Below are 23,217 nucleotides of genomic sequence, written 5' to 3'. Positions count from 1 at the left end.
TCCTGGCCTTATCAGGCTATCTGGAAGTTTTCTGTATAATCCCTGGGCTGAGGAGCAATTGGAAGCGATAAGTAAAAGGTACTCCCCTTACCAGCCTCACTTTCAAACCAGATTCTGCCATGATGTGCCTCTATAATTTGTTTACTGATATACAAACCCAGCCCAAAAGGTTGTTCTCCCTGTGTACCTTTCCTTTTAGAACTGGTAAAAGGATCAAATATCTTGTCCTGCAGGCCAACCGGTATACCCACTCCATTATCCTGAATATCAATACGGATTTCCTGCTCCAACTGCTCGCAGTTGATATAAATCACAGTATCCGGCTGACTAAACTTAATGGCATTGACAATCAGATTATTAATAACCCGTAAGATTTTCTCTTCGTCCCCGGATATACTTACCTCCACATGGTTATGGAGTACCAGCTCCTGCCGCTTATCCCTAGCCCTGAATGCCAATAGCATCCCACACTGACGAAGCAGCTGTCCAATATCCAATACTGTTTTTGTCAGGTTTTGCTGCTGATCAAAATCAGTTTTCATCAGTTCATTGATCAGTTCCAGGCAATTTTTACTTGACGATTGAATAAGGTCAATATATTCTTGCACATCAGCAGAAATTGATCCTTTCGGTATCAGGCCTGTCATTGCACTTATCGCACCAATAGGATTAAGGAGATCATGGGCAACTACTTTGATCAGGAGCGCATAATTTTTGTTCATGATATCCATGGTTTCCATGGTAGCCTCAGAATGCTTAAACTGCAAACGTAAGGCCTCAGCAGTTTTCTGGGTATTCTTCCAGTTGCGCCATAATATAATGATAATCACTATCGTCATCACGCAGAGCAACAGGGCAAGGATCAGGAAACCAAATTGATATTTTGACTGTGTCCTGGCCAATTCAAGCTGCTGATCCTTCAGCGCATATTCCATATAATCAACACCCGATTTGTTATTTACCGCCTCTTGTATTTCAAATAATTTGACCAGTTGTTCACTGTAATAAAAAGCTTCCGTATTCTTGTTTTCAACAGTATAAAAATCATGTAGTTTTTTAACAAAGATCTTAGCGTACACATGAAAAGCCTTCAATTCAGCAATTTTAAGTCCCTGCTTATAATAGGCAATTGCTTTCGCAGAATCGGTGCCCACAAATAAATCCCCCAGACTGACCAGCATATCCATACTCAGATAGAAATTGTTCTCCTTCAGGGTCTCCTCCAGTGTTTTTTGTAAAATGGCGATTCCTTTCTCCCGTTCCTTATTCTTAATCGCATTTACCCCTATCAGCTGATTTATTGCCAATAATACGCGTGTATCCTTGTACTTTAATGCAATAGACTTTGCTTTATCAATATAGGCAGATATAGAATCCTTGTTCAATGCTTCAGGATATTGTAACATGTAATTGTAGATCACCAATGACATTATGGAATCATTTTTCAGCGATTTCCCACTGGAAAATATATCCTTATAGATATCCATTGATTTCTGTTTCTTATCCAGTTCAGTATACACCATGGCAATGTTCATACTGGTCTGGATAATATTTGAGGAATCCGCGATAGCCTTATAATAATTATAAGATTCATTATAATACCGGAGGGCCAATTGTAAATCCCCTTTCAAGTCGAATACGATACCCAGATTATTTAATGCATCTGCTTTCCCTTTGGTATAGTCCAGCCGGTTCGCAATTTCACGTGCACGGGTGGTATAGTTAAAGGTACTATCCAGGTTCCTCTCATAATAAAGCATAGCCAGCCTGTTCAACGCATCAACATACTTCAGGCTGTCCGTGATCCTTGGTATTTGCGCCTGTATCATTTGAACGTTATCCGTCTGTCCTGTACAAACAGACAAGTTAACCATGAGTACAAAAAGTATCACCAGAGGTTTCATAGGCAATTAACTTAGTGAATACAAGATATGTAAATAACCTCACAATACGAGCGGTGACATTATTTTATCCATTTAATTAAAATGAGGCTAATTAATAATGAAGCCAGCCCCTTCCATGATCTTTACAATTGCATGTTTGAACACACCGAGCTTAGCCTGATGAAAAAACTACCTTTGCGGCATTATACAAAAGACGTAATCAGTATTATTTTCAATTGGCAATGGCAACTACCACAGGTACACCTACAGACATCAATCACAATTATATAAAAAAAGAAAATCAGGGCATCGCTACGATCCTTGCCTTTTCCCTGCTTTCCCTTTCCGGATTTGCGACAGATATTTATATCCCTTCCTTACCTACAATGGCTGAAACGCTACAGGTAAGCAGCGTACAGGTCCAGCTTACCTTAAGCATATTTCTGATCAGCTACGGGATTTCCCAGTTGTTTATAGGAAGTATTCTGGATAGCTTCGGAAGGTATAAAATAGGCCTGGTCAGCCTCGTGGTCTTCGCTGCGGCAAGTATCATTATCGCCAGCACCCATAATATATATGTCATCTACCTGATGCGTGTAATCCATGGAACGACCACAGCAGCCATTATCGTATCCAAAAGGGCTTTCTTTGTAGATTTATATTCCGGGGATAAACTCAAACATTACCTGAGTATGTTTTCTATCATCTGGTCGACCGGCCCAATTGTCGCTCCTTTTATTGGCGGATACCTGCAAACTGCATTTGGTTGGGAATCTAACTTTTATTTCCTGGGGGGATTGGCCATCATCATGGCCGTTCTTGAGTTTTGCTTCAGCGGGGAGACCCTGCAGCACTTTTCCGAATTTAATCTCAGAAAAATCGTCGGCACCTATCTGGAAATGATTAAAACACCCAGTTTTACATTGGGTATAGTGATGCTGGGACTTGCCTATTGCATGGTGATGATTTACAACATGACCGGCCCTTTTATCGTAGAACACCATTTACAATTGTCACCTATCGTAGCTGGATACAGTTCCCTGATCCTGGGTTTTGCCTGGATGGTCGGTGGTTTTGTCGGTAAAGCAACAATTAACCGTCCTTTCCTGAAAAAAATGCTCGTGAATCAGGGCTTACAGGTGATCTTTGTACTGGCTATGGTGCTGAGTGTGAACTTCATTTCCACCCTCTATTCGATCATATTTTTTGCCTTTATCATACATGTCACGGCAGGTTATGTGTTTAATAATTATTTCACCTTCTGCCTCAGCAAATTCCCTAAAAACGCAGGTATCGCAGGCGGATTAACCGGTGGCATCACCTATGTGATCGTCTCCTTCTTAAGTTACACCACAATAGCTGCACTCCCGGCAAAAGACGACCATAACCTCAGTCTCAGTTATCTTGTTTTAACGGTGATCTCGGTATTGGTTATGTTTATTATTTTCAGCATGAGGAACAATGAAAAACATTCCCATGATTAATCAGCCGCATTAGCTCTCATCAGTTTCTGAGCTATTCAGTCCCAAGATTACTCAGTTCCCGCCAGAGAGACAAATCCCCAGCACATCGGGAAGAAAACATCCAGGCAATGTCATACTAGACATTGCCTGTAAATTTATTCTGCTACCGGCAGATGAATTTCGGCAAGCATACAACGTGCACTTCCACCCCCGTTTTTTTCAATGGTATATAATGGGGCATGAACCACCATGCTCAGGCGGGTTAAGGCCTCAATCTGTTCTGCCCTAAGGGATAACCATGCCTGTTCTGACATCACCAGTAAGGATTCCCCATTTTTATTTTTCACCTGAAGCATGTTACCTGCAAAATGGTTCATTTGATCGAGGCTGATTTCAATGATCTCCTTGCCATTGTTAAGCAGGCTTAACCTCAGCGCCTCCTTCTCGTCCGCATCCGGAACAGATGCAAAACAAACAACAGCAAAATTTTCCCCTATACACATCATAACGTTGGTATGGTAGATCGGAAAACCAGTTGCATCTGTCGCATGAAAAGTTACAGCAGCGTAACCGGTATGGAGACAGAAATCCTGTAATACACGTTCGTCTGTCCGCAGCGATAAACAGGCATAAGCTATTTTATTTTCCCTGTCGAGTACCAGGCTGCCGGTTCCCTCCAGATAAATACCTTCTGCTTCATAACCGGAAAGGTCTGTGATTCCTTTGATGTGGAAACGTTCCCCCAGCGTATCCAGGATGTCCTGACGACGTTCAACGCGACGGTTCGCTGAAAACATGGGGTACAGGATGACCTGACCGTCCGAATGGAAAGACACCCAGTTATTCGGAAAGATGGAATCGGGGGTTTCAGGTGTTAAGGTATCCTCAATCACGGTGACCTCTATTCCCTGATCTTCCAGCAGGGCAACAAATCCGTCGAATTCTTTTAAGGCTTCAGCCTGTACATTGTACTGATCTGAGGCCTGTTGAAATTTATTATTTTCCGCGGTCTGTTCATTAAACTTGAAATTGACCGGGCGGATCATGAGTAGATGGCTGGTGGTTTGCATGCGTATAATTTTGTGGGGGAGTGTTAGAGTTCGTCGCGCAGTAAAGGGAGGCTCATACAATGAAAACCACCTCTTGCCCTTGACAGTTCTGATGAAGGCATTAAAATCAACGTATCGGTCATCTTATCGGCTTCCAACTTCCCGCTTTCCAGGTCATTCAGCAGGTCCTTGACATCAATCACGGCAAAACCATTGTTCTTAAAAGCTTCTACGGTCTTGTTATTTCTGTCGTAGCCCAATACCACACCTTCTTTCAGTGCAAGCAGATTACAGGAATCGGTCCATTGTTCCCTTGCATCATAGGGAAAAGAACCATTCCCACTATAAATAAATTGTGTAGGTACGGTACTTCCCAGGTCATTTCTGCTGATATCATCGAGTAGGGCTTCAATACTTTCAAAACTTCTGGGCGACTGGATCTGCTCCCTGTGAAACTGAAGGATTTCCGTGCTGTCCTTGCTGTCTGGTTTGACCAGGAAGTTAACAGGCTCATCGGGATGGGGCACCTGATTTTTTGATATCGAACTCAGCAGTACCCACATATTGCGTTTCACCTGGGTAAAAACGGTATCGATATGCATAAAATCACGCTTATGCGGGATCTTTACGACTGTTACCTTATTGACTACATTATTATTGAACAACAATTTGATCGCCTCATTGACCCCATACACAGAAGTCCTTTCACTGCAGCCTATCAATACGTGATTCTGGCTGACCATCATCACATCACCGCCTTCCAGCGTGGTGCGGTGTTCTTCTTCCTCTCCCGGACGAAGAAAGTGCTGTGCAGAATCGGGAATTTCAAGGATATTTTCCGTGTAGGCACTAAAGATAGGATGATTAAAAAATATATACCGCATCAGCAGTGTTTCCCTGCTGCGCGCTTTTTTAGCGGGTTTGTTTAAGAGGATATGGTTATTGATGGTAATTCCGACATCGCGGGTGAAAATCAGGTTGGGAATAGGGGCAAAAATCATCAAATCGTTTTCCAGGCTGCCGGAAATAAATATTTTCGCCAGCTCTTTTGGATGCGTATTGGCCAGCTGCAGCTGTAGTTTATAGGTACAGCCTTCAATTGCACAGACAGAGGCCACCAGCTTATTCCTGATGAGCTTATCTTCAAGAATGTCGGCAAGCAGGTTCTGCACTTCAATCACTGCAGAGGAATGGTGGAACCCTTCACTGTCCGGCTTAAAAAATTCACGGTTTGCACCTTCCGAGTCAATTTCCGCCAACTTGCCTTTAATTTTATCAGGATCGAGGAAATACATCAGCAATTTGACGTAGTAATCGTATTCCCCCCTCCGCATGGTATCCAGATGTACAATATCTTCAAAAAGCCAGTCCTGCGCTTTCGAGGGTACAACTTTTCCCAATCCGCTATCCGGACTATGAATCAGTAATTTACGTAACCTGCCTATTTCTGTTTTTACATCAATCGTTTTCTGTTCTTCCTGAGTGGTCATCATATTTGTGCACTATCTGATTTTTGAAGCGTTTATAAACAAAATCCTTTCTTTAGGTAGTTTATCGCTGTTTCCAAGATAGAAATTTACCTCCAAATATAATCATGAGTTTTAAAAATCCTTCCTGATAAACTATTTCTTTCCCCATAAGGTACCAAATAACCCGCTTCCTACAAGTTGCTGGGATCACAATTTTTTCAGGTTAGGGAAAAGACCAGGGGATTAAAAACAAGGATATTATCCCCTTAAAACGATTCCTTCTATGGTTTCTTTCAATAAGATGCCAACCTTTTCCTTGAGATGAACAATCACTTCAAGATCAGACAAATGGTTCATCTGATTCACATCCTTATAATAATCCTGATTGATCAGAATGTTGTTTACTGTACCGCTGATGATAAAAAGCAACAGCGCAATATCAATATCCTTTTTAAACTGACCTTTTTCCTGTCCTTCTTTGATCATTGCATCCAGTAAGGCAAAGTTTCTGTAACGTATGGTATTGTACGAGTTCCGGATTAAGGTATGCTTTTCCGGCATGGATTGTACCTGGATCAGCAACAGGTAGAAATACTTCTGCTGAAAAACCTTTTCAATATAAAAATCAGTGATCGCAAGAATTTTTTCCAGTGGGTCTTTTAATGTCAATAACAAATCATTGACAACGTCTTCCAACACCGTGGTACGATACCTTAGTATCCCCTCCATCAGCTGTTCCTTGGAACCAAAGTAATAGGAAATCATAGCGGAATTGAAAGAACCTGAGGCAGCAATATCCCTGATCGAGGTCGCATCATAGCCATTCGTGGCAAAAAGCTGCTCTGCAGTCTCCATGATCAGTATTTGTTTACTATTTAAGATCAACTCTTCCGTCTCCATATTTCCCATTAAAAATTAAAATAACAAAGTTAAACTATTCTTTGTTGCTTTATCTCAAAAATGAGGCCGTATGTCACCTTAATATGGGAACACACAGGATCTTTATCCTGAGGAATGCCAAAGACACTGCCATTATGGTAACGGAGCGACTGAACATTGGTACGGTCATATTCGTTGGATAACCCTATACTTAAAAGCAACAGGCCCGATAAAATATCGGGCCTGTTGCTGTGCCAATTCACTTTGTTGAACTGTTTAAGCTCAATCCTGATCAGTTGTTATAAGGTAGCCATATCGATGACAAACCTATAACGGACATCTCCTTTTTCCATGCGTTCATAAGCGGCATGGACATCTTTGATGTCAATCAGCTCAATCTCTGATACGATATTATTTTCCGCACAGTAATCCAGCATTTCCTGTGTTTCCTTAATTCCGCCTATACCAGATCCGGCTACACTTTTCCTTCCTCCCAATAAACTGAATGCCGAAATTTCGGCCGGTGTAGACGGAGCGCCTACACAAATCATCGTACCATTCGTTTTTAATAAAGAAAGGTACATATTGAAATCATGCGCAGCAGAAACCGTATCCAGGATAAAATCAAATGTTCCGGTCGCTGCCTTGATCTGTTCCGCATCTTTGGTCACCACAAAGTGATGTGCTCCCAGTTTCTTTGCATCTTCTTCTTTTGCAGGAGAAGTACTCAGTACAGTAACTTCAGCACCAAAGGAAACCCCGAACTTCACAGCCATATGGCCCAGTCCGCCTAATCCCAGCACGGCAAGTTTATGTCCTTTACCCACTTTCCAGTGACGTAACGGAGAGTAGGTGGTAATCCCGGCACATAGTAAAGGAGCTACCGCAGCAAGGTCTAATTTATCAGAAACATGTAATACAAACTCTTCCCTGACCACAATCGTGTTTGAATATCCACCGTAAGTAGGACTTGACCCATCACGCTCCATTGAATTATAGGTCTGTGTGTTCCCCTCCAGGCAATACTGCTCCAGATCCTGCTTACAGTTTTCACACACCTGGCAGGAGTCAACCATACAACCGGTACCGGCAAGGTCACCCACTTTGAAGTTTTTCACATGGTCACCCACCTTTACCACACGGCCAACAATCTCATGGCCCGGAACCATCGGGAAAATCCCAGGGAACCAATCATTTTTAATCTGGTGCAGATCGGAATGGCAAACCCCACAAAAAAGTATCTCGAACTGTACATCATGAGGACCAACCTCGCGACGTTCAAAGTTCCAGGGTGCCAAATCCGTTTCAGCACTTTGTGCAGCATATCCTTTAGTTGTTATCATAAAATTTCAATTAATCAATTTATATAAACAAATATAACCTTCTAAGCGATGAAAAAAATAACCCCTTAACTGAATATTGCATGAAAAAGCTGACAGCAGCCCATCCTGACGCCTTATTTTTTCAACAATTCAGCAACCTTTTTAGGAATATCCGAATTCTGCAGGAAACCGGTAAAGTTTTCCGCACCAGGGCCATAACTTAACAAAGGCACAGGTAAACCGGTATGGTCGTTTGTGGTGAAAGTACCTACTACGGTACCGTTCTTATAATTGCCATCAAGCACAATTAAACCTCCGGTTTCATGGTCTGAGGTGATCAGTACCAAAGTTTCCCCATCCTGGTCGGCAAATTTCAGCGCTTTACCAATGACTTTGTCAAAACTCAGGTATTCATCAATGCAGATTTTAAGGTTGTTCGTATGTCCGCCCTGGTCAATCTTCGCTCCTTCTACCATTAAAAAGAAGCCCTTTTTATTATCGGTCGACAAAAACCTGACGCTTTCATCAAAAGCATGTTCAATCAGCCTGAAATTCTCTTCGGGACGGTCGTTATCAAAACAGATCACTCTTTTATTCTTTGCAGCTGCAGGCAGGTTTTTTATCCCTTCATAGACTTCAAATCCACTGGCTTTCACCTGGTTTAAAATTGCATTATCCTGTGCTGCAAAAGCTTTGTTGTAACCACCAATCACCAGTGAAAGGGGACTTCGGCTCAAATCTGAAGCAATGCTGTCACTCTGGTCGCGCTCCATGCGGTGTGCAAAAAATGAAGAAGGTGTAGCCCCGGTCACCCGGTCATTGCTCAGCACGCCGGAACGTATCCCCGATTTCGAAAGCATTTCCGGAAGGTTAGGAATCTGCTGTCCTGTCGCGCCCATACCAATATAACGGTTATTCGTCTTCTCCCCCGTTGCCATTGCCGTAGCGCCTGCAGCAGAGTCAGTGGTATAATCGTTTGCCGCAGCAGTATTTGAAAAACCAACATGTTTGATCTGGGTGGCATTCAGGTACCCCCCATTGGCTGTAGCCGCGGCCCAGAACTCCGAGAAACCAGCCCCATCACTGATCAGCAGGATGATATTTTTTGGTTTCCCCTTGTTGTTGTCACTTTTATAAGTCGGCAGGTAGGTCTCATGTTTCGACTGCGCAGCATAGGTATTCCTTTCATACTGATTCAAGAATTTAGCCATTTCTGCCGGAGAGTCGGTATTCAGGTAATCTACCCCCATTTTAATAAATGCCTGCCAGCAGGTTTTCGTATCCGGATTTCCCCAGAACCTGACTTCTTTACCCAGGGTATGTACAGAATCCACAAAGTTTTTCGACTTCAGGGAATCCGGCTCCACCATACGGCCTAATCCGTTCCACTTGGTAAACTCATGTAATCCCGCGCTGAAAAAAGCAACCCTTTTCATCTGGTCAGCCGTATAGGGTACATTGCGCTTGCCATCAAAGAAAAAGATGTCATCATAAGCTTTAAATCGATCCGCTGCTGGAGCATCACCACTGATCACCAAACGCACTGCATTGGGATTGTTCTTCACATCAAAGTATTTACGCAAAGGTTTCAGCTTTGCTTCCAGGCATTTCATTGTTGGTTCCCCGGCAGTTTTAAGGTCGATCAGCAATTGCAGTTTCCCACCATCCTTATACACCTTGTCGTTGCCATTCAGCTTCATTTCCCTTAAAACCGGTTCAATGTACAGGCTTTCAAGGGTACGTTTCGGATCGATATCTTCTTTGGTATGGGCGACATACAGCTGGTTGTCTACCAGAAAAACATCTACCTCTATAGAAGCAAAATGATTGGCATGGGCCGTATAGAAAGGCTGGCTCTGCAGGTAATCATTGTGGGAATGGGTATTCTTTCCGACCTCATACTTGCGTACAGGTACGGTCGTCTGGGCATATGTTGCGGTATTTCCAGCCGCCACCATGGCCAGCAGGAAAAGGAATGTCTTATTGATCTTCATCATCGTATTACATTGATATGTTATTAAAAAAAAGAGGATGCCTCACCAATGTGAAACATCCTCTATTGCTCTTCACACCGCTTTGTCCTTTGTTCCAAAGGGCGACATTAATAATTTGACTAAGGCTGGAACCACACTTTTGTGTTGTGGGTTGGCATGGTACCGCCCATCGTCTGCTGAACCCACAGGATCAGGTTCGGGTTATTCTGCTCATTGTCAGAATACACATAACGTACCGGCACAGGCGATAAAACTGTCGGTCCCGGAACCAGTTCCGGAAAACCTAACCTTCTCCATCCTGCCCATCCCTCAAAACCATTCAGGTAGGAATCAATGTACAACTGCTCTGCAATCTGTTTGATCGGATTGGTCGTCGAAAGTGCAACGGCAGGTTGTGCCAGGTAGGCTGTTTTCTGGGCTTCAGAAATGAATGGTGTTTCCACCTGGTCTGCCGAACCTACCGCAGGCCATTTGTCCAGTGAAGCTTTTATAGCGATCAGGTAAGTTGCCGCAGCCGTTCCGCTGACCCCCATTTCCCTTTGGATGGCTTCAGTTTTAAGCAGCATCAGTTCTGCATAGGTCATCAGGAATGCGCGGTTTTCCTTGCGGATCCTTTTTCCGATAACAGAATAATCATCCTTATTTAAACCTGTCTGTGCATAATCTGCATTTTGCTCAGCAGTACTGAAGCCTGCCCTTTGTCCACGGTACACCAGGGGAGTCGCGGAATTGGTCCTGTTGGCTAAAAATGAATTCCTTGTCGGCGCTGCATAAATGGGTAAACGCGGATCGTTCTTGCTGCTCAGCAGGTTCACCATCACATTACTTACCCTCGTATTTCCGGCAAAGTCTACCCCGCTGCCATCTGCTGCCGGGTTCTGGATGAACCAGTAATACAGGTCGGTTCCGTTATTGTACACCAATGTCGCCTGGTCACTCACATTCTCAAAAACAGGGTATTCCGCAGGATTATTAAAGATGGCTGCGACAGCAGCATTGACATTCGTTTTAGCCGATTGCCTCATCAGTATACGCACCTTCAGGGAATTGGCGAACTTTCTCCAGCGGGCAATACTGCCGCTGAAAAGAATATCGCGGTTGACTACCGTTCCGGAAGGCAGGTTTTTAAACAGCTGATTAGCCGACTCCAGGTCGTTTAACATCAGGGTATAGACCTCCTGCTGCGATTGGTAATGTGCAAACTCCATTCCGCTTACATTTCCCATTCCGGCTTCATTGTACGGAATATCACCGTAAGCATCGCTCATGAGCGACAGGATATAAACTTTCAGCACGGCAGCAACCGCCACATACTGGTTCAGGTTCGTCGAAGTACCGATTTCCTTCAGCTGGTTCACGTCTTTAATTAAACGCATCGGGCCATTCCATTCTTCGCGGTAAGATGCACCGGTAAGGTTATAACGTCCATCTTCCTCGCTTGTTCCCCCCAGCCAGGACAAATGCTGTACATATTGTCCCGCACGTGTACCACTGCTGTTCATCGAGCCCACTGCACCGCTGATAATTGGCGGAAGCAGCATCTCGGCAGGTACCGTTGCAGGATTATTCGGATTCACATTGAGTTCTTCAAACTTACCGCAGGAGCTCAGCAGCATCAGCAGAGCGCCTGTTATAACAGAGAATTTTTTCATTTTATAGTTGTTAAATAACATGTAGATAAAACTTAGAAGGTTAGATTTAGAGAGACACCAATACTTCTTAAAGAAGGAAGGGACATGGCCTCAACCCCCTGGAACTGTCCGTCATAAGCAGAAACTTCCGGGTCGATATTCGGTACGTCAGACCATAACAATAAGTTCCTTCCCACCAATGACACTGATCCGTTTTTAACTGCAATCTTTTTCATTAATGTAGCAGGTAAGGAATAACTTAGTTTTACCTCTCTCAGCTTTACATAGGAAGCATCAAAAGTGGCAATGGCATCATTGTTATAAAATGCACGCCAGTAATTTCTCACCGTCACTTCAGTTGCATTCGGATTATTGGTATCGATGTCAACTCCACCGCCAATCATATTTCCTGCACCATTGGCATCCCTGTTGACCAGTGATTCCTTTAAACTTCCCGCATTGATCCCGTCAATGTAGGTACGTGAATGCACAACCCCACCTTTCTGGATACTGAACAATACGCTCAATGACAGTTTTTTATATTTGAAGTTATTGGTAATACCTGCAGTATAATCAGGGTTGACATTACCCAAATACCCCCAGTCCCCATTCTCTTCCTGCGGAAGGCCGTTTTTATGCGTCAGTGATCCTCCTTTGTAAATCAGGTAATCGCCATACAGGGAACCAAATGAACCATCACCTTTAGTGTTCAGGGTACGTAGTTCCAGGGATGCCCAGCGCTCTATCTGGCGGATTCTGGAAATGCCGATATTCTCTGCCAGTGAAATAACCTTGTTGCGGTTCAGCGCAAAGTTGACTGACATATCCCAGCTGAAATCCCTTAGTTTAAGTGGCGTAGCCGTTAGCATGACCTCCAGACCCTGGTTATTCATTTTACCAACGTTCATCAGTTTTGTATCATAACCTGCCGAAGGATTCAGGGTTACCGGAATGATCAGGTCGGTCGTGGTACTCTTATAATATGTCACATCCAATCCGATACGGTTGTTCAGGAAACGGGAGTCGAAACCAAATTCGTAAGAATCAACCTTTTCAGGACGGATATCGGAGTTCGGGTAATTGTTGTTGTGTACCGCAACGGTTTGTCCGTTCCATCCCTGGGAGATCTGGAAGTTCGCCGCAGTCTGGTAGGGCTCTAAGTCACGGCGTACCGAAGACACACTACCCCTTACTTTCAGGAAGCTTAACAAGGGGCTCTGGATCTTTAACAGGTCGGAAGCCACCACACTCAAGGAAGCTGAAGGGTAGAAATAAGAATTGTTTTGTTTGGGCAGGGCACTCGACCAGTCATTTCTTCCTGTCAAGTCTAAGAAAACCACATTTTTATATCCAAACTGTGTAGTGGCGTAAATGGAGTTGATTTTCTTTTCCTGTAAGGAATTTCCCGCAACAATCGGAATCGCATTATTTGATAAGTTATAGACATTCGGAATCGCGAGTCTGCCTGCAATAGCCCCTAATCTTTTAGAACGCTGGGTCAGCAGGTTTCCTCCCGCATTGGCATTGAAACTGAATACATCTTTGATTTTTGTATCATAAGATAACAGGAAATCATGATTCGTTTCCAGGAAATACACATCGTCTTCCTGATAATACCCGTTCACATACTGGGCAGAAGAAGTCGCATGTCTCATGGTACGCTTGTCGTTATAAAAATCACGTCCCGTTCTGACCATCAGTTTCAAATTGGGCAGGAAATCATAGCTCAGCTTGAAATTACCATACACACGGTCACGGTTATTGCCATTCAGGTTTTCATTGGCCACAAAATACGGGTTGTTCAACCTTGATCCGTTGGCGCTGTAAATCGGTGTATACTGTTCCTGGTTTGAGGTTCCGGGTTTCCAGTAATTTCTCAGGCTTTCCACATTGACGTTCCTGGGCATAAACAGGAAGATCCTCATGATCGCTTCCTCATTTTTCGCTCCATAACTGGATCTGTTGTCACTCGCCGTATTCACATAGTTCATGTTCACATCCACCTTCAGTTTCGGTGTGATGGCATAACCCGAATTTAAACTCAGGCTGTTCCTGCTCATTCCCGTATTTTCCACAATACCGGTCTGCTCTGCATTGGTATAGGATAAACGGAAGTTCAGCTTGTCATTGCTTGCCGCAATGGATAAATTGTTGGTATAGGTCTGTCCCGTAACGAAGAAATCTTTCAGCTGGTCAGGATAGGCCACAAAAGGGGTAGCTGTACGCAATCCTGTCTGCGGATTTATTGGCGAATCGAACTGTGGAATCAGCTGGCCGTTCATGGCTGGCCCCCAGTTTTCCATGATATTATCGTTTGTACCACCACCCATACCATCTACATAGGCATACTGACCATCGCGGCCCTGGCCATAGGTGTACTGGTATTCAGGCAATTTCAACGGAGATTCAAAGCTGGCCTGTGAATTGAAACTCACCCCTACTCCTTTGGTTCCCTTACCCGATTTTGTGGTAATTAAGACCACACCATTCGCAGCCCTGGAGCCATACAATGCAGCAGCATTCGGGCCTTTTAATACGGTAATCGTTTCAATATCATTCGGATCAATCTCACCGGCAGCATTACCATAATCCACTTCACCTTCACCATTGGTTAAATTCGGGTTATTGTAATCCTGTCTTCCTGTATAGGCGCGGGTAGATTGCTCATTGTTATTACTTACAGGAACACCGTCCACGACAAACAGCGGAGAGTTATTGTAGTTATAACCACTCACAAAGTTCTGTCCACGGATCTGGATATTGGATGATGCACCCACACCACCTGATGAATTGGTGATCTGTACACCCGCTACACGTCCGCTTAAGGTATTCAGCAAATTGGTTTCGTGCGACTCCCGAAGTAAGTCACCATCCACTTTTTGCACCGAGAAACCAATCGATTTCGCTTCACGTGTAATGCCCAGTGCGGTCACCACCACCTCATTCAGTTTATTGTCATCAGTCGATAAAGCCACATTGATTACCTGGCGGTTGCCGGCAGTAATTTCCTGTTTGGCATAACCGATGAAGGCAAATACCAGTACCGATTGCGCATTGGGTGCAGCAATCTGGTAGCGGCCTTTGTTGTCGGTCACCGTACCAATGGTGCTGCCTTTTACCATTACACTTACCCCTGGCAATGTTTCCTTAGTGGCTGCATCGGTAACCGTACCTGAAATGGTAACGGTTTGTGCCAAAACAATTGCATTCTCATACTCCTGATAAGAAATCGAGAACGGAGTCAATAATTTATGAAGGATCTGATTTAAGGGAATATCCTTAAAACTCTCATTCTTCACCCCAGCCTTTTTCAGGTTAAGTAACTGCGGATCATAGGCGAAGTTAAATCCTGTTTTGTTTTTTATCTTTTGAATGGCTGTCTCCAGGTTCTCTTTTTCAAAGGAAATTGATACCTTATGGCTCAGTATTCCTGCAGCAGCATAGTTTTTTGCGTAAAGCTGACCAGTGATAAGAAAAACCAATACCATACTGAGTCCGATTACAGACGATATATTTAATACCGGATGTATAAATTTTTTCATATTTTTGATTAAAATGTTGATTTATTCAATTCAATAGTATTGCCCTCGGCAGACTATTCTGAAGCCGCTGTTTTCGAAGAACAGCGGCTTCTTTCTTATTTGTAGAGTATTATTTTTCCATTTTGCTCCTTGAAATAAAGTCCATGAATTTTTGTGATGATTTTTAGTGTGCTTAACGCAGCACTTGATTTATTAACCGTAAGTGTATACCTCAGTTGTGCAATATCCGGGTCGGCCGCCATCAGCTCCATCCCGTAATAGCTCATAAATACATAGGCAAGTTCCCTGAAAGCAGCATTATTCAGGTCGGCCGATTGGTGGCTCCAGGCCGCCACGGCAGAGGTGTTGATCGTATCCAGCCTGAACAATCCGGATTTGGTATTATAGGTGATCAATTCCCCTTTGCGCAGGTAAGCCAGCCGGTGTGCCTGGTCATTCACCTGTACCTTTCCATGGGATACCGCAACTTCTATCTCGTTCCGTTTCAGTGCATGTTTGATATTGAAGGCCGTACCCAGTACTTTGATAGAGATGGCGCCCGACTGTACAATGAAGGGGTGTTTTTTATCCCGTGTAACGGTAAAGTAGGCTTCACCTGTGCTGAGTTTTACGGCCCTGTTCCCTTCGGCAAAGGAAGTGGGTGCCACTAATTTTGCTCCAGGCCTCAGCATCACGATTGAACTATCCGGCAGTCTAACCGTTTTTTCCTCCCCTGCAGCAGTGAAGGTTGTCCATTCCGTCTGGTTCTTTCCTGGTACTGCCGGTTGCAGGTATCTCGACAGGGCGAGGCCTGCCGTTGCCACAAGCAGTACTGCAGCAGCATATCTTAAAAATATAAGCCTGGCTGTTCTGCCACCATGAATCTGGTGATTGACTTTATTAAAAATCTCGTTCCCGATACGAATTTCGTTTTCATTGTTTCCAAAGGCATCAAATGGAAGGTCATCGTTTGTCCGATTGAACCAGCTCTCTGCACGTTGACTCACATCCCCCTGAAAGCCTTTATCTTTATTACTCATATACTAACTCATCATCGCCAAAGCCAAAAAGTACTTTAACCAATAATTATGTATATGTTAAAATTTCGTTAAGGCCACAGCGAATAAAACAGCAAGATTTGTGGGGTCTGAATAATAGCGCTTCGATTTTTTCCGCAGCCGGTCCAGCGCCTGGGAAATATTATTTTTTATCGTCTGTTCTGAAAGGGAAAGTTCTGCCGCAATTTCTCGGACCGACTTATTTTCCTCCCTGCTCAGGATAAAAGCCTTACGCATGTTATCGGGCATGCTGTCAATTTCTTCCTTAAAAAAGGCTTCCAGTTCTCCCGCTTCCAGGGCAAGGTCTATCGGGTGCTGCACCTGCTCATCCTGGAACAGGTAGTCCCTGGAAAAAGTGGCTTCATTCTTCTTGTAGAAACTGATCGTCCTGTTTTTTGCGGCCCTGTTCAGGTAAGGAGCCAGCGTACTGTCAATGCTAATCTCCTTCCGGGAAGTCCAGAGATTGACAAAGATGTTCTGCACAATATCCTTGGCAGATTCTTCATCACGCAGCCTGCGGTAAACCATGGTGTATACCTCTTTCCAGTAGCGTTCATATAATACTTTAAAGGCGGACGCATCTCCTTTTCGCAAAGCAAGAAGTAAATCATCGTCAGTATCATTAAGCGTATACATATCTGATTCAAAAGTATACTTTTACTTGTTAAACTAAAGTTAAGCTTAAACAGGAAGGCCGGAAATTTTTACAGCATACAGAAAAGGAGATAGCTTGCAAATAAAGTAGCAACGTGGAAGTTATAAAGATGGAAGGATCGAAGGATGGAAGGTAACAGCATACAGAAAATGCTGTAAAAGCAAAAAGCCGTCCATTCTGGGACGGCTTTTATAAAAAAATAATCTATGTTAGAGACCGAAGCCACCATCAACCGAGATCGCCTGACCGGTAACATGTGGTGCTGAAGCCAGGTAAACCGCCAGCTGACCCATATCTTCCGGAGTTTGTGCCTCTCCCTGCGGCAGCAGGCTCTCCTGGTTTCTTTCCCATGACTGCTCTTCAGTTTCTCCATCTTTGGCAAAGGCTTTCGCCAGTCCTTTATCCCCTCTCCACATTCCTGTTCCCACAATACCAGGACATAAGGCATTTACTGTAATGCCTTCTTTTGCCACTTCCTTAGCCAAAGAATTGGTAAACCCTACGACTGCAAATTTTGAAGCACTGTAAGCAGAAACATCAGACATTCCTGTTTTACCCAAAATAGAGGAAACATTAATAATACGTCCCGATTTATTCGGCAACATCACTTCCAGTTCTGCTTTACTGCACAGGAATACCCCTTTGGCATTGACATTGAACACCTGGTCCCATTGCTCCGGGGTCATATCGACCACCTTGTGGATGCCCAGCACACCAGCATTGTTCACCGCTACATCCAAAGTTCCGAAATCTGCGGCCACAGCCTGAACCATGGTTCTCACCGTATCAAAATCGGTCACATCAACCTGATAAGTTTTTACTTTTACGCCTTCCTTTTCAACTAAAGATTTTGTTTCTTCCAATACATCAATGCTGATATCTGCCAGTGCAACGTCAGCTCCTGCTTTCGCGAAACTTAATGCTATTCCCTGGCCAATACCTCTTGATGCTCCTGTAACTAACGCAATTTTACCTTGTAACGAACTCATAATATAAAAATTAAATGTTTAAACGTGTATATAGGTCTAACCATTTAAAAAGCCTTTTGTTTATCCGGAACCTGATTTTGGATCTGACTTGACAGTGAGATTACATTACAGCGGACCGTTTATTTACCTACCAGTTCCTCACTGATGTCTTCCAGTGTCCGGCCTTTGGTCTCCGGGAAATACTTCCATACCACCAGAGCCTGCAGGACCATCATCACCGCAAAAAAGGTAAAGGCATATCCTCCGCCAAATGTCGATTCCCCGACAACAACAGGAAAAAGAAAGGTAATCACCGTAGCAAAAAACCAATGGGTAAAACTCCCCAAAGACTGTCCCTGCCCTCTCACACTATTCGGAAATACTTCGGAAATCAATACCCAGATCACCGAACCTGTAGAAAAAGCGAAGAACATAATATATCCCATCAGAAAGATCAGCAAGCCATATCCTTCAAAATCCTGCAGGTAAAAAGACCTGGCCACAAGTCCCAGACAAACCGTCATTCCAATAGATCCTGAGATGAGCAGCTTCTTTCTTCCCACCTTATCAATCACCACAAGGCCAACCATGGTAAAGATCCCATTGGTCACCCCAATAATGATAGGTTGCAGATAGGCATCTGCAGCAGATACACCCGAGAGTTCAAAAATCCGGGGTGCATAATATAAAATGGCATTGATCCCGGAAAACTGGTTAAACATCGCCACGAGAAAGGCCAGGGTAATCGGTTTGATGAAACGTTTGGAAAACAGGCTTTCCTTCCGTTCATCCAAACTCAGCTCAATATCTTCAATTTCTTTATCCACGGCCTCCATACCCGATTTTTCCAGTACAGCTCTTGCCTCAGTGACCTTCCCGGAGCGGATCAGGAAACGCGGACTTTCCGGCACCAGGAACAACAGAAAGAAGAACACCACAGAAGGGATACTGCCCACACCAAGCATATATCTCCAGGAATCTTCCCCGGCAATGTCCCTTAGAAAATAATTGGAGACATAGGCCAGTAAGATGCCCGTGATCACATTAAACTGGAACAATGCCGTCATCCTGCCCCTTACCCCTGCGGGAGAAATTTCGGAAATATACATCGGGGCAATTACAGAAGAAGCGCCAATCGCCAATCCCCCGATAAAACGGAAAACAATAAACAAGGGAAGGTTGGTCACCAGCCCACTGGCAATGGCAGAGATACCAAACAATGCACCCGTAAGAAATAACAAAGGTTTACGGCCATACTTATCGGCCGGGCCTCCTGAAAATAAAGCACCAATGACCGTTCCGATCAGGGCCGAAGAAATGGTGAAGCCCTGCCAGAAGGGACTAAGCCGGAATAATTCCTGTATTGTTTTCTCTACTCCCGAAATTACCGCCGTATCAAAACCGAATAACAGGCCGCCCAGGGCAACAATAATAGACCATAAAAAAACTGTTGTATATTTCTTCTGCATATGCTTGGGATTAATAAGTTATACAACATACGGAATCTGGTATTGTTTAAAGCAGAAAATGCCCTGATCTTTTTACAGACCAGGGCATTACATCGAAATACAGTGAATACTTTTTAAAATTTCAGTCCGGACATAGTGAAGACTATTTCACCAGTCTCACTTCATAGATGGCAGCAACGGAAGAACCCGGTTTTGCGGCAAATCTCAGTTCCATCTTTTCTCCTTTTTTAACAGCCGTTAGTGGATAAACCACGTCATAAAACTGATCTCCCTTAGCCCCCTCCAATTTTACGGTCTGCAGCAGCACATTATTCACATAAATATCAAAATTCTTGTCACGGTCAGCTCCGAAATAAGTTAACCTGATCCCCGTAGCCTTTGCCCCTGGATTCTTCAGCACATAGCTGAACCAACCTGTAGCGGACCTGAAATGGCGTTCCTTGAACACCCCTTCCCAGGTTTTTTCTCCTTTGAAACCATGGTCAGATTCAGGTTGCTGCTCCCCGGTATTGATTTTATCTACCGTCATGTTTTCAAGCTCACGCTCCGCCACCTCTTTTTCTTTCCTTGAGGCTAAAATGGCTGGCAGTTTTTCAGCAGTAGTGAATGGCCAGTACACAATATAACGGGTATCATACAGCTTATAAAATGGAACCAGTTCAAGGTCCTTATACTTTTCCTGATAGATCAGTTGGGAGGCTTTAAAACCCATAGCGGCTTGATTTTCGTTTTGCAGGCCCAATGCCAGGCTGTCTTTTGCACCAATCATCAGTGGGGCATCTTCAAGCGACATCAGCGGACCGTTTGCAATATGTCCCATCCTGCTGGCATCTGCCTTTAAGCCTTCCAATCCTTCATTGCCCAAAGAAGCGGCCAGTACGACAGGTCCGTGTACAAAGGATACAAAATCCGACTGGTCCGGAAGAACTTCTGTACTGGTATGCATTGGCAGAATGATTTTAACCACGTCGCCCGACTTCCATTTGCGGTTCAGGCTGACATAAGAATTACTGTCCGTCAGTAACACCTGTTCTTTTCCATTCACTGCCAGCTTCATTTCTCCTTTTTTTACCCATGAAGGATAGCGGAAATGAATGGCGAACTTGGCTGCTTTATTCAGTTTCAAAGCAATAGACGAGCTTTCACTTTCTGGAAAAGTGGTTTCCTGAACCAGGTTAAGCCCTTTTTCCTTCCATTCCAGTGTCGATGCGATAAAAAGATTGACAAACAGGTCGTTCTCATTGTGTGCATAAATGATTTCTCCATATTTTCCATGGTTCTCCAGGCCAGAGCCTACGCAGCACCAGAATCCTTCCTGTGGCTGTGAGTATACTTTATAATGTCCGGGGCGCATGGGAGTGAAATACACAAAACCACCGTCCGGATGCTGGGAAGATAAAATATGGTTGTATAGGGTACGCTCATAAAAATCCATGTATTCAGCCGAAGGCCTGGAACGGAACAAATGAGCGCTTAACTTCAGCATATTGTAGGAATTGCAGGTTTCCGGTCCCTCTCTCGATTCCACCATAGACGAGAAATCATTTACAGGATGGAAATGTTCCCTGACACTGTTTCCTCCTATAGACACACTGCGGTTTTTCACGACGGTATGCCAGAAGAAATCAGCTGCAGCAGCCCAGCTTTTATCTTTTGATAATTCGGCGACACGCATGAAACCGATCACTTTGGGGATCTGTGTATTGGCATGCATTCCGGTGAGCTCGTCCTTGTTTTCCAGCAAGGGCTTCAGCAATACCTGCTGGGAGAACTTACGTGCAAGCACGAGGTAACGTTCATCGCCCGTAATCTCTGCCACGTCGGCAAAAGATTCATTCAGTCCCCCGTACTCACTCCTCAGCATGTCCTGGATCTGGGCATCAGAAAGGTTTGCCGTAAGGCGATATGCCCAGTCTGCATAGCCAACCAGCATTTTTTTCGCTTTCTCACTGCCTGTAAGGCGGTAAGCATCTACCAAACCTGCGTATAATTTATGGATATTATATAAGGGTACCCATTTGTCATTCAGGGAGAAACTGCCTGCATTAATTTTACCGGCAGCAATGTCCTTCCACATGGCTTTACCTCCCGGAACACCGCCCATGTATCCCTCACCATCCTTTTGCTGGCATTTTTCCAGCGCATCAAGCATATAGTTCAGGCGTTCCATCACTTCTTTATTTCCGGTGGCGGCATACATATCCGATAAGGCAGAAATATAATGTCCGCCAATATGTCCGTCAAGTCCTGTATTTTCCCAGTTGGGGTAACTTTCCTTTTTAGCGGCTAATCCTGCTTCCCGCAGAAAAGGAGCCAGCAGCCTGTCCGGATCAAGGGAAAGCATGTATTTCATATCCGTCTGCTGTGCTTGCAGGAACGGACTTTCCAGAAGTCGTACTGATGATAAAGGAAAAGTACGGAGTGGCTTTTCCTGGTAACTGGCTGAAGTCTTCTGAGCGTATCCGGTGGTGGAAAGAATACTTAAAATACTCCATACGATATATATCCGTCCTCTTTTCATAGCAAAAACAAGTAATTTATATTTGGTTAACTCCTATTCATTGATGGTCAATGATGAGCTAATATACAAAAAAAATTAAATGTCAAAATAACATTTATTAAAATAGGCATCAGCTCTGCTCCTGCTAAATGTTATTGTGCCCTTTAAACCTATGCCGGTATGTTCCTGATCACTTGGGCAGGATTTCCCACTGCAAGAGAATCATCGGGAATATCTTTTGTCACCACAGATCCCGCACCGATCACACACCTGTTGCCGATGGTAACCCCGGGACAAATAATCGCACCTCCCCCTATCCAGCAGTCGTCACCAATCACCACAGGTTTAGCATTTTCCTGAGTTCTTCTCAGCTCAGCATTTAAGGGATGTGTAGCCGTATAAATCTGGACACCAGGCGCACAAAATACATTATTTCCCAGCTTGACTTCCATTACGTCCAGCACGACACAGTTCACGTTGAAATAGACATTCTCACCACATTTGATATTGTAGCCATAATCACAATGAAATGGAGGCTCAATGTAAAGGCTTGCCGGAGCATGGGGAATAAGTTCGGCCAGGATTTCCCTGGTAAGGTCTGATACGACATATTCCGTTACATTTAATCGGTGCAGCAACTTTTTACAGTCCGTTCTTTCCTTTACCAGTTGTTCATCTCCAGCGAGGTAATATTCACCTGCCAGCATTTTTTCTTTTTCTGTTTTCATAGGTATTGCGGTTATAGTGTCCGAAATCTCAGCGCCTGCTGATTTGCGGTCAGGAGCTGTATTAATGCGGGCAGTTTAAACAAAATTTCACTGATTTCATAATCAGAAAGGTAAGCTGTAATTTATTTTACGATTAAAGGTACCAGGGTAATTCACTCTACCCCTCCATAACCTTCAAGACTTTTATAGCCCTTCCTGACTTCTAGTAGGGTAACATTGGTTAAACAAGCAGAAATAGTTTGGTTGGGCTTTGGTTGAGTTCTGATACTGTTCCAGCCCTTTGGCAACCCAGACCAATTCCAGAACCAAAGTAGAACCTGACTAAAATTTCTATCAGAGCTGGTCAGAACATATTGTAAACCAATACCAGTATAGGGCAAAGCATGGTTATACCCAGATCATTGATAAGAAAGCATCATTATAGGTGTAAGCCTGTTATTTTTACATTTCACAAGGCCAATACAGCTATAAAAATTTTGATTATATCTCCAGAAATCAGGATAAGAAAAATATTTATTTTTTTGTTATCTCTGTACGATTTGATGTGGTTACATTTACGATGTGGTAATCAGGCGATGGCTTTATTACCAGATTTTAAATCCAAATAGGTATTTTAAATCAACGGAAC

Annotated in this window: 16 protein-coding genes; 1 reads left to right on the top strand and 15 read right to left on the bottom strand. The window is 43.9% G+C overall.

What is annotated here, in order from left to right:
* Positions 1 to 11: 11 nt before the first annotated feature.
* Positions 12 to 1,904 carry a tetratricopeptide repeat-containing sensor histidine kinase gene (locus ACSBL2_RS06390; RefSeq protein WP_442590843.1) on the bottom strand — a complete coding sequence of 631 codons (1,893 nt, stop codon included), beginning with the start codon at positions 1,902 to 1,904 and terminating at the stop codon, positions 12 to 14.
* Between the two features lie 221 nt (positions 1,905 to 2,125).
* On the opposite strand from ACSBL2_RS06390, the gene ACSBL2_RS06385 reads away from it, so the two are divergent.
* Positions 2,126 to 3,367, top strand: coding sequence for an MFS transporter (locus ACSBL2_RS06385; protein ID WP_442590842.1), 1,242 nt, complete (start codon positions 2,126 to 2,128; stop codon positions 3,365 to 3,367).
* A 134-nt stretch (positions 3,368 to 3,501) separates the two neighbouring features.
* Here ACSBL2_RS06385 and ctlX read toward each other — a convergent pair whose 3' ends face one another.
* From ctlX to ACSBL2_RS06315, 14 genes are all read right to left on the bottom strand, one after another.
* Positions 3,502 to 4,416 (bottom strand): citrulline utilization hydrolase CtlX, encoded by a 915-nt coding sequence (gene ctlX, locus ACSBL2_RS06380; RefSeq protein ID WP_442590841.1) that lies wholly within the window; start codon positions 4,414 to 4,416, stop codon positions 3,502 to 3,504.
* Between the two features lie 23 nt (positions 4,417 to 4,439).
* Entirely contained in the window at positions 4,440 to 5,885 is a 1,446-nt protein-coding gene (locus ACSBL2_RS06375) for an arginine deiminase family protein (RefSeq protein ID WP_442592225.1), read from the bottom strand.
* Between the two features lie 237 nt (positions 5,886 to 6,122).
* Positions 6,123 to 6,773 (bottom strand): TetR/AcrR family transcriptional regulator, encoded by a 651-nt coding sequence (locus ACSBL2_RS06370; RefSeq protein WP_442590840.1) that lies wholly within the window; start codon positions 6,771 to 6,773, stop codon positions 6,123 to 6,125.
* Between the two features lie 20 nt (positions 6,774 to 6,793).
* Positions 6,794 to 7,006 (bottom strand): hypothetical protein, encoded by a 213-nt coding sequence (locus ACSBL2_RS06365; RefSeq protein WP_442590839.1) that lies wholly within the window; start codon positions 7,004 to 7,006, stop codon positions 6,794 to 6,796.
* Positions 7,007 to 7,042: 36 nt separating this feature from the next.
* The gene (locus ACSBL2_RS06360; RefSeq protein WP_442590838.1) at positions 7,043 to 8,086 is read right to left on the bottom strand and encodes an NAD(P)-dependent alcohol dehydrogenase; all 1,044 of its coding nucleotides are present in this window, start codon (positions 8,084 to 8,086) and stop codon (positions 7,043 to 7,045) included.
* A 113-nt stretch (positions 8,087 to 8,199) separates the two neighbouring features.
* Positions 8,200 to 10,062, bottom strand: coding sequence for an alkaline phosphatase (locus ACSBL2_RS06355; protein ID WP_442590837.1), 1,863 nt, complete (start codon positions 10,060 to 10,062; stop codon positions 8,200 to 8,202).
* A gap of 116 nt (positions 10,063 to 10,178) precedes the next feature.
* Positions 10,179 to 11,711, bottom strand: a complete 1,533-nt coding sequence (locus ACSBL2_RS06350; RefSeq protein ID WP_442590836.1) for a SusD/RagB family nutrient-binding outer membrane lipoprotein — start codon at positions 11,709 to 11,711, stop codon at positions 10,179 to 10,181.
* A 32-nt stretch (positions 11,712 to 11,743) separates the two neighbouring features.
* A complete protein-coding gene (locus ACSBL2_RS06345; protein WP_442590835.1) occupies positions 11,744 to 15,232 on the bottom strand; it encodes a SusC/RagA family TonB-linked outer membrane protein in 3,489 nt (1,162 codons plus the stop codon).
* A gap of 95 nt (positions 15,233 to 15,327) precedes the next feature.
* Positions 15,328 to 16,251: a FecR family protein gene (locus ACSBL2_RS06340; RefSeq protein WP_442590834.1), complete on the bottom strand. Its 924-nt coding sequence runs from the start codon at positions 16,249 to 16,251 to the stop codon at positions 15,328 to 15,330.
* Between the two features lie 57 nt (positions 16,252 to 16,308).
* The gene (locus ACSBL2_RS06335) at positions 16,309 to 16,905 is read right to left on the bottom strand and encodes an RNA polymerase sigma factor (protein ID WP_442590833.1); all 597 of its coding nucleotides are present in this window, start codon (positions 16,903 to 16,905) and stop codon (positions 16,309 to 16,311) included.
* A 228-nt stretch (positions 16,906 to 17,133) separates the two neighbouring features.
* Positions 17,134 to 17,913 (bottom strand): SDR family NAD(P)-dependent oxidoreductase, encoded by a 780-nt coding sequence (locus ACSBL2_RS06330; protein WP_442590832.1) that lies wholly within the window; start codon positions 17,911 to 17,913, stop codon positions 17,134 to 17,136.
* Positions 17,914 to 18,032: 119 nt separating this feature from the next.
* Positions 18,033 to 19,361: a sugar porter family MFS transporter gene (locus ACSBL2_RS06325; RefSeq protein WP_442590831.1), complete on the bottom strand. Its 1,329-nt coding sequence runs from the start codon at positions 19,359 to 19,361 to the stop codon at positions 18,033 to 18,035.
* 142 nt (positions 19,362 to 19,503) lie between these two features.
* Positions 19,504 to 21,882: a beta-L-arabinofuranosidase domain-containing protein gene (locus tag ACSBL2_RS06320; RefSeq protein ID WP_442590830.1), complete on the bottom strand. Its 2,379-nt coding sequence runs from the start codon at positions 21,880 to 21,882 to the stop codon at positions 19,504 to 19,506.
* Positions 21,883 to 22,031: 149 nt separating this feature from the next.
* Positions 22,032 to 22,589 carry a sugar O-acetyltransferase gene (locus tag ACSBL2_RS06315; RefSeq protein ID WP_442590829.1) on the bottom strand — a complete coding sequence of 186 codons (558 nt, stop codon included), beginning with the start codon at positions 22,587 to 22,589 and terminating at the stop codon, positions 22,032 to 22,034.
* Positions 22,590 to 23,217 lie beyond the last annotated feature (628 nt).

Source organism: Pedobacter sp. AW31-3R, from assembly GCF_052180285.1.
Classification (GTDB): domain Bacteria; phylum Bacteroidota; class Bacteroidia; order Sphingobacteriales; family Sphingobacteriaceae; genus Pedobacter.
The sequence above is the reverse complement of the archived record's forward strand: the minus strand, read 5'-3'. Positions and strand labels throughout refer to the sequence as shown.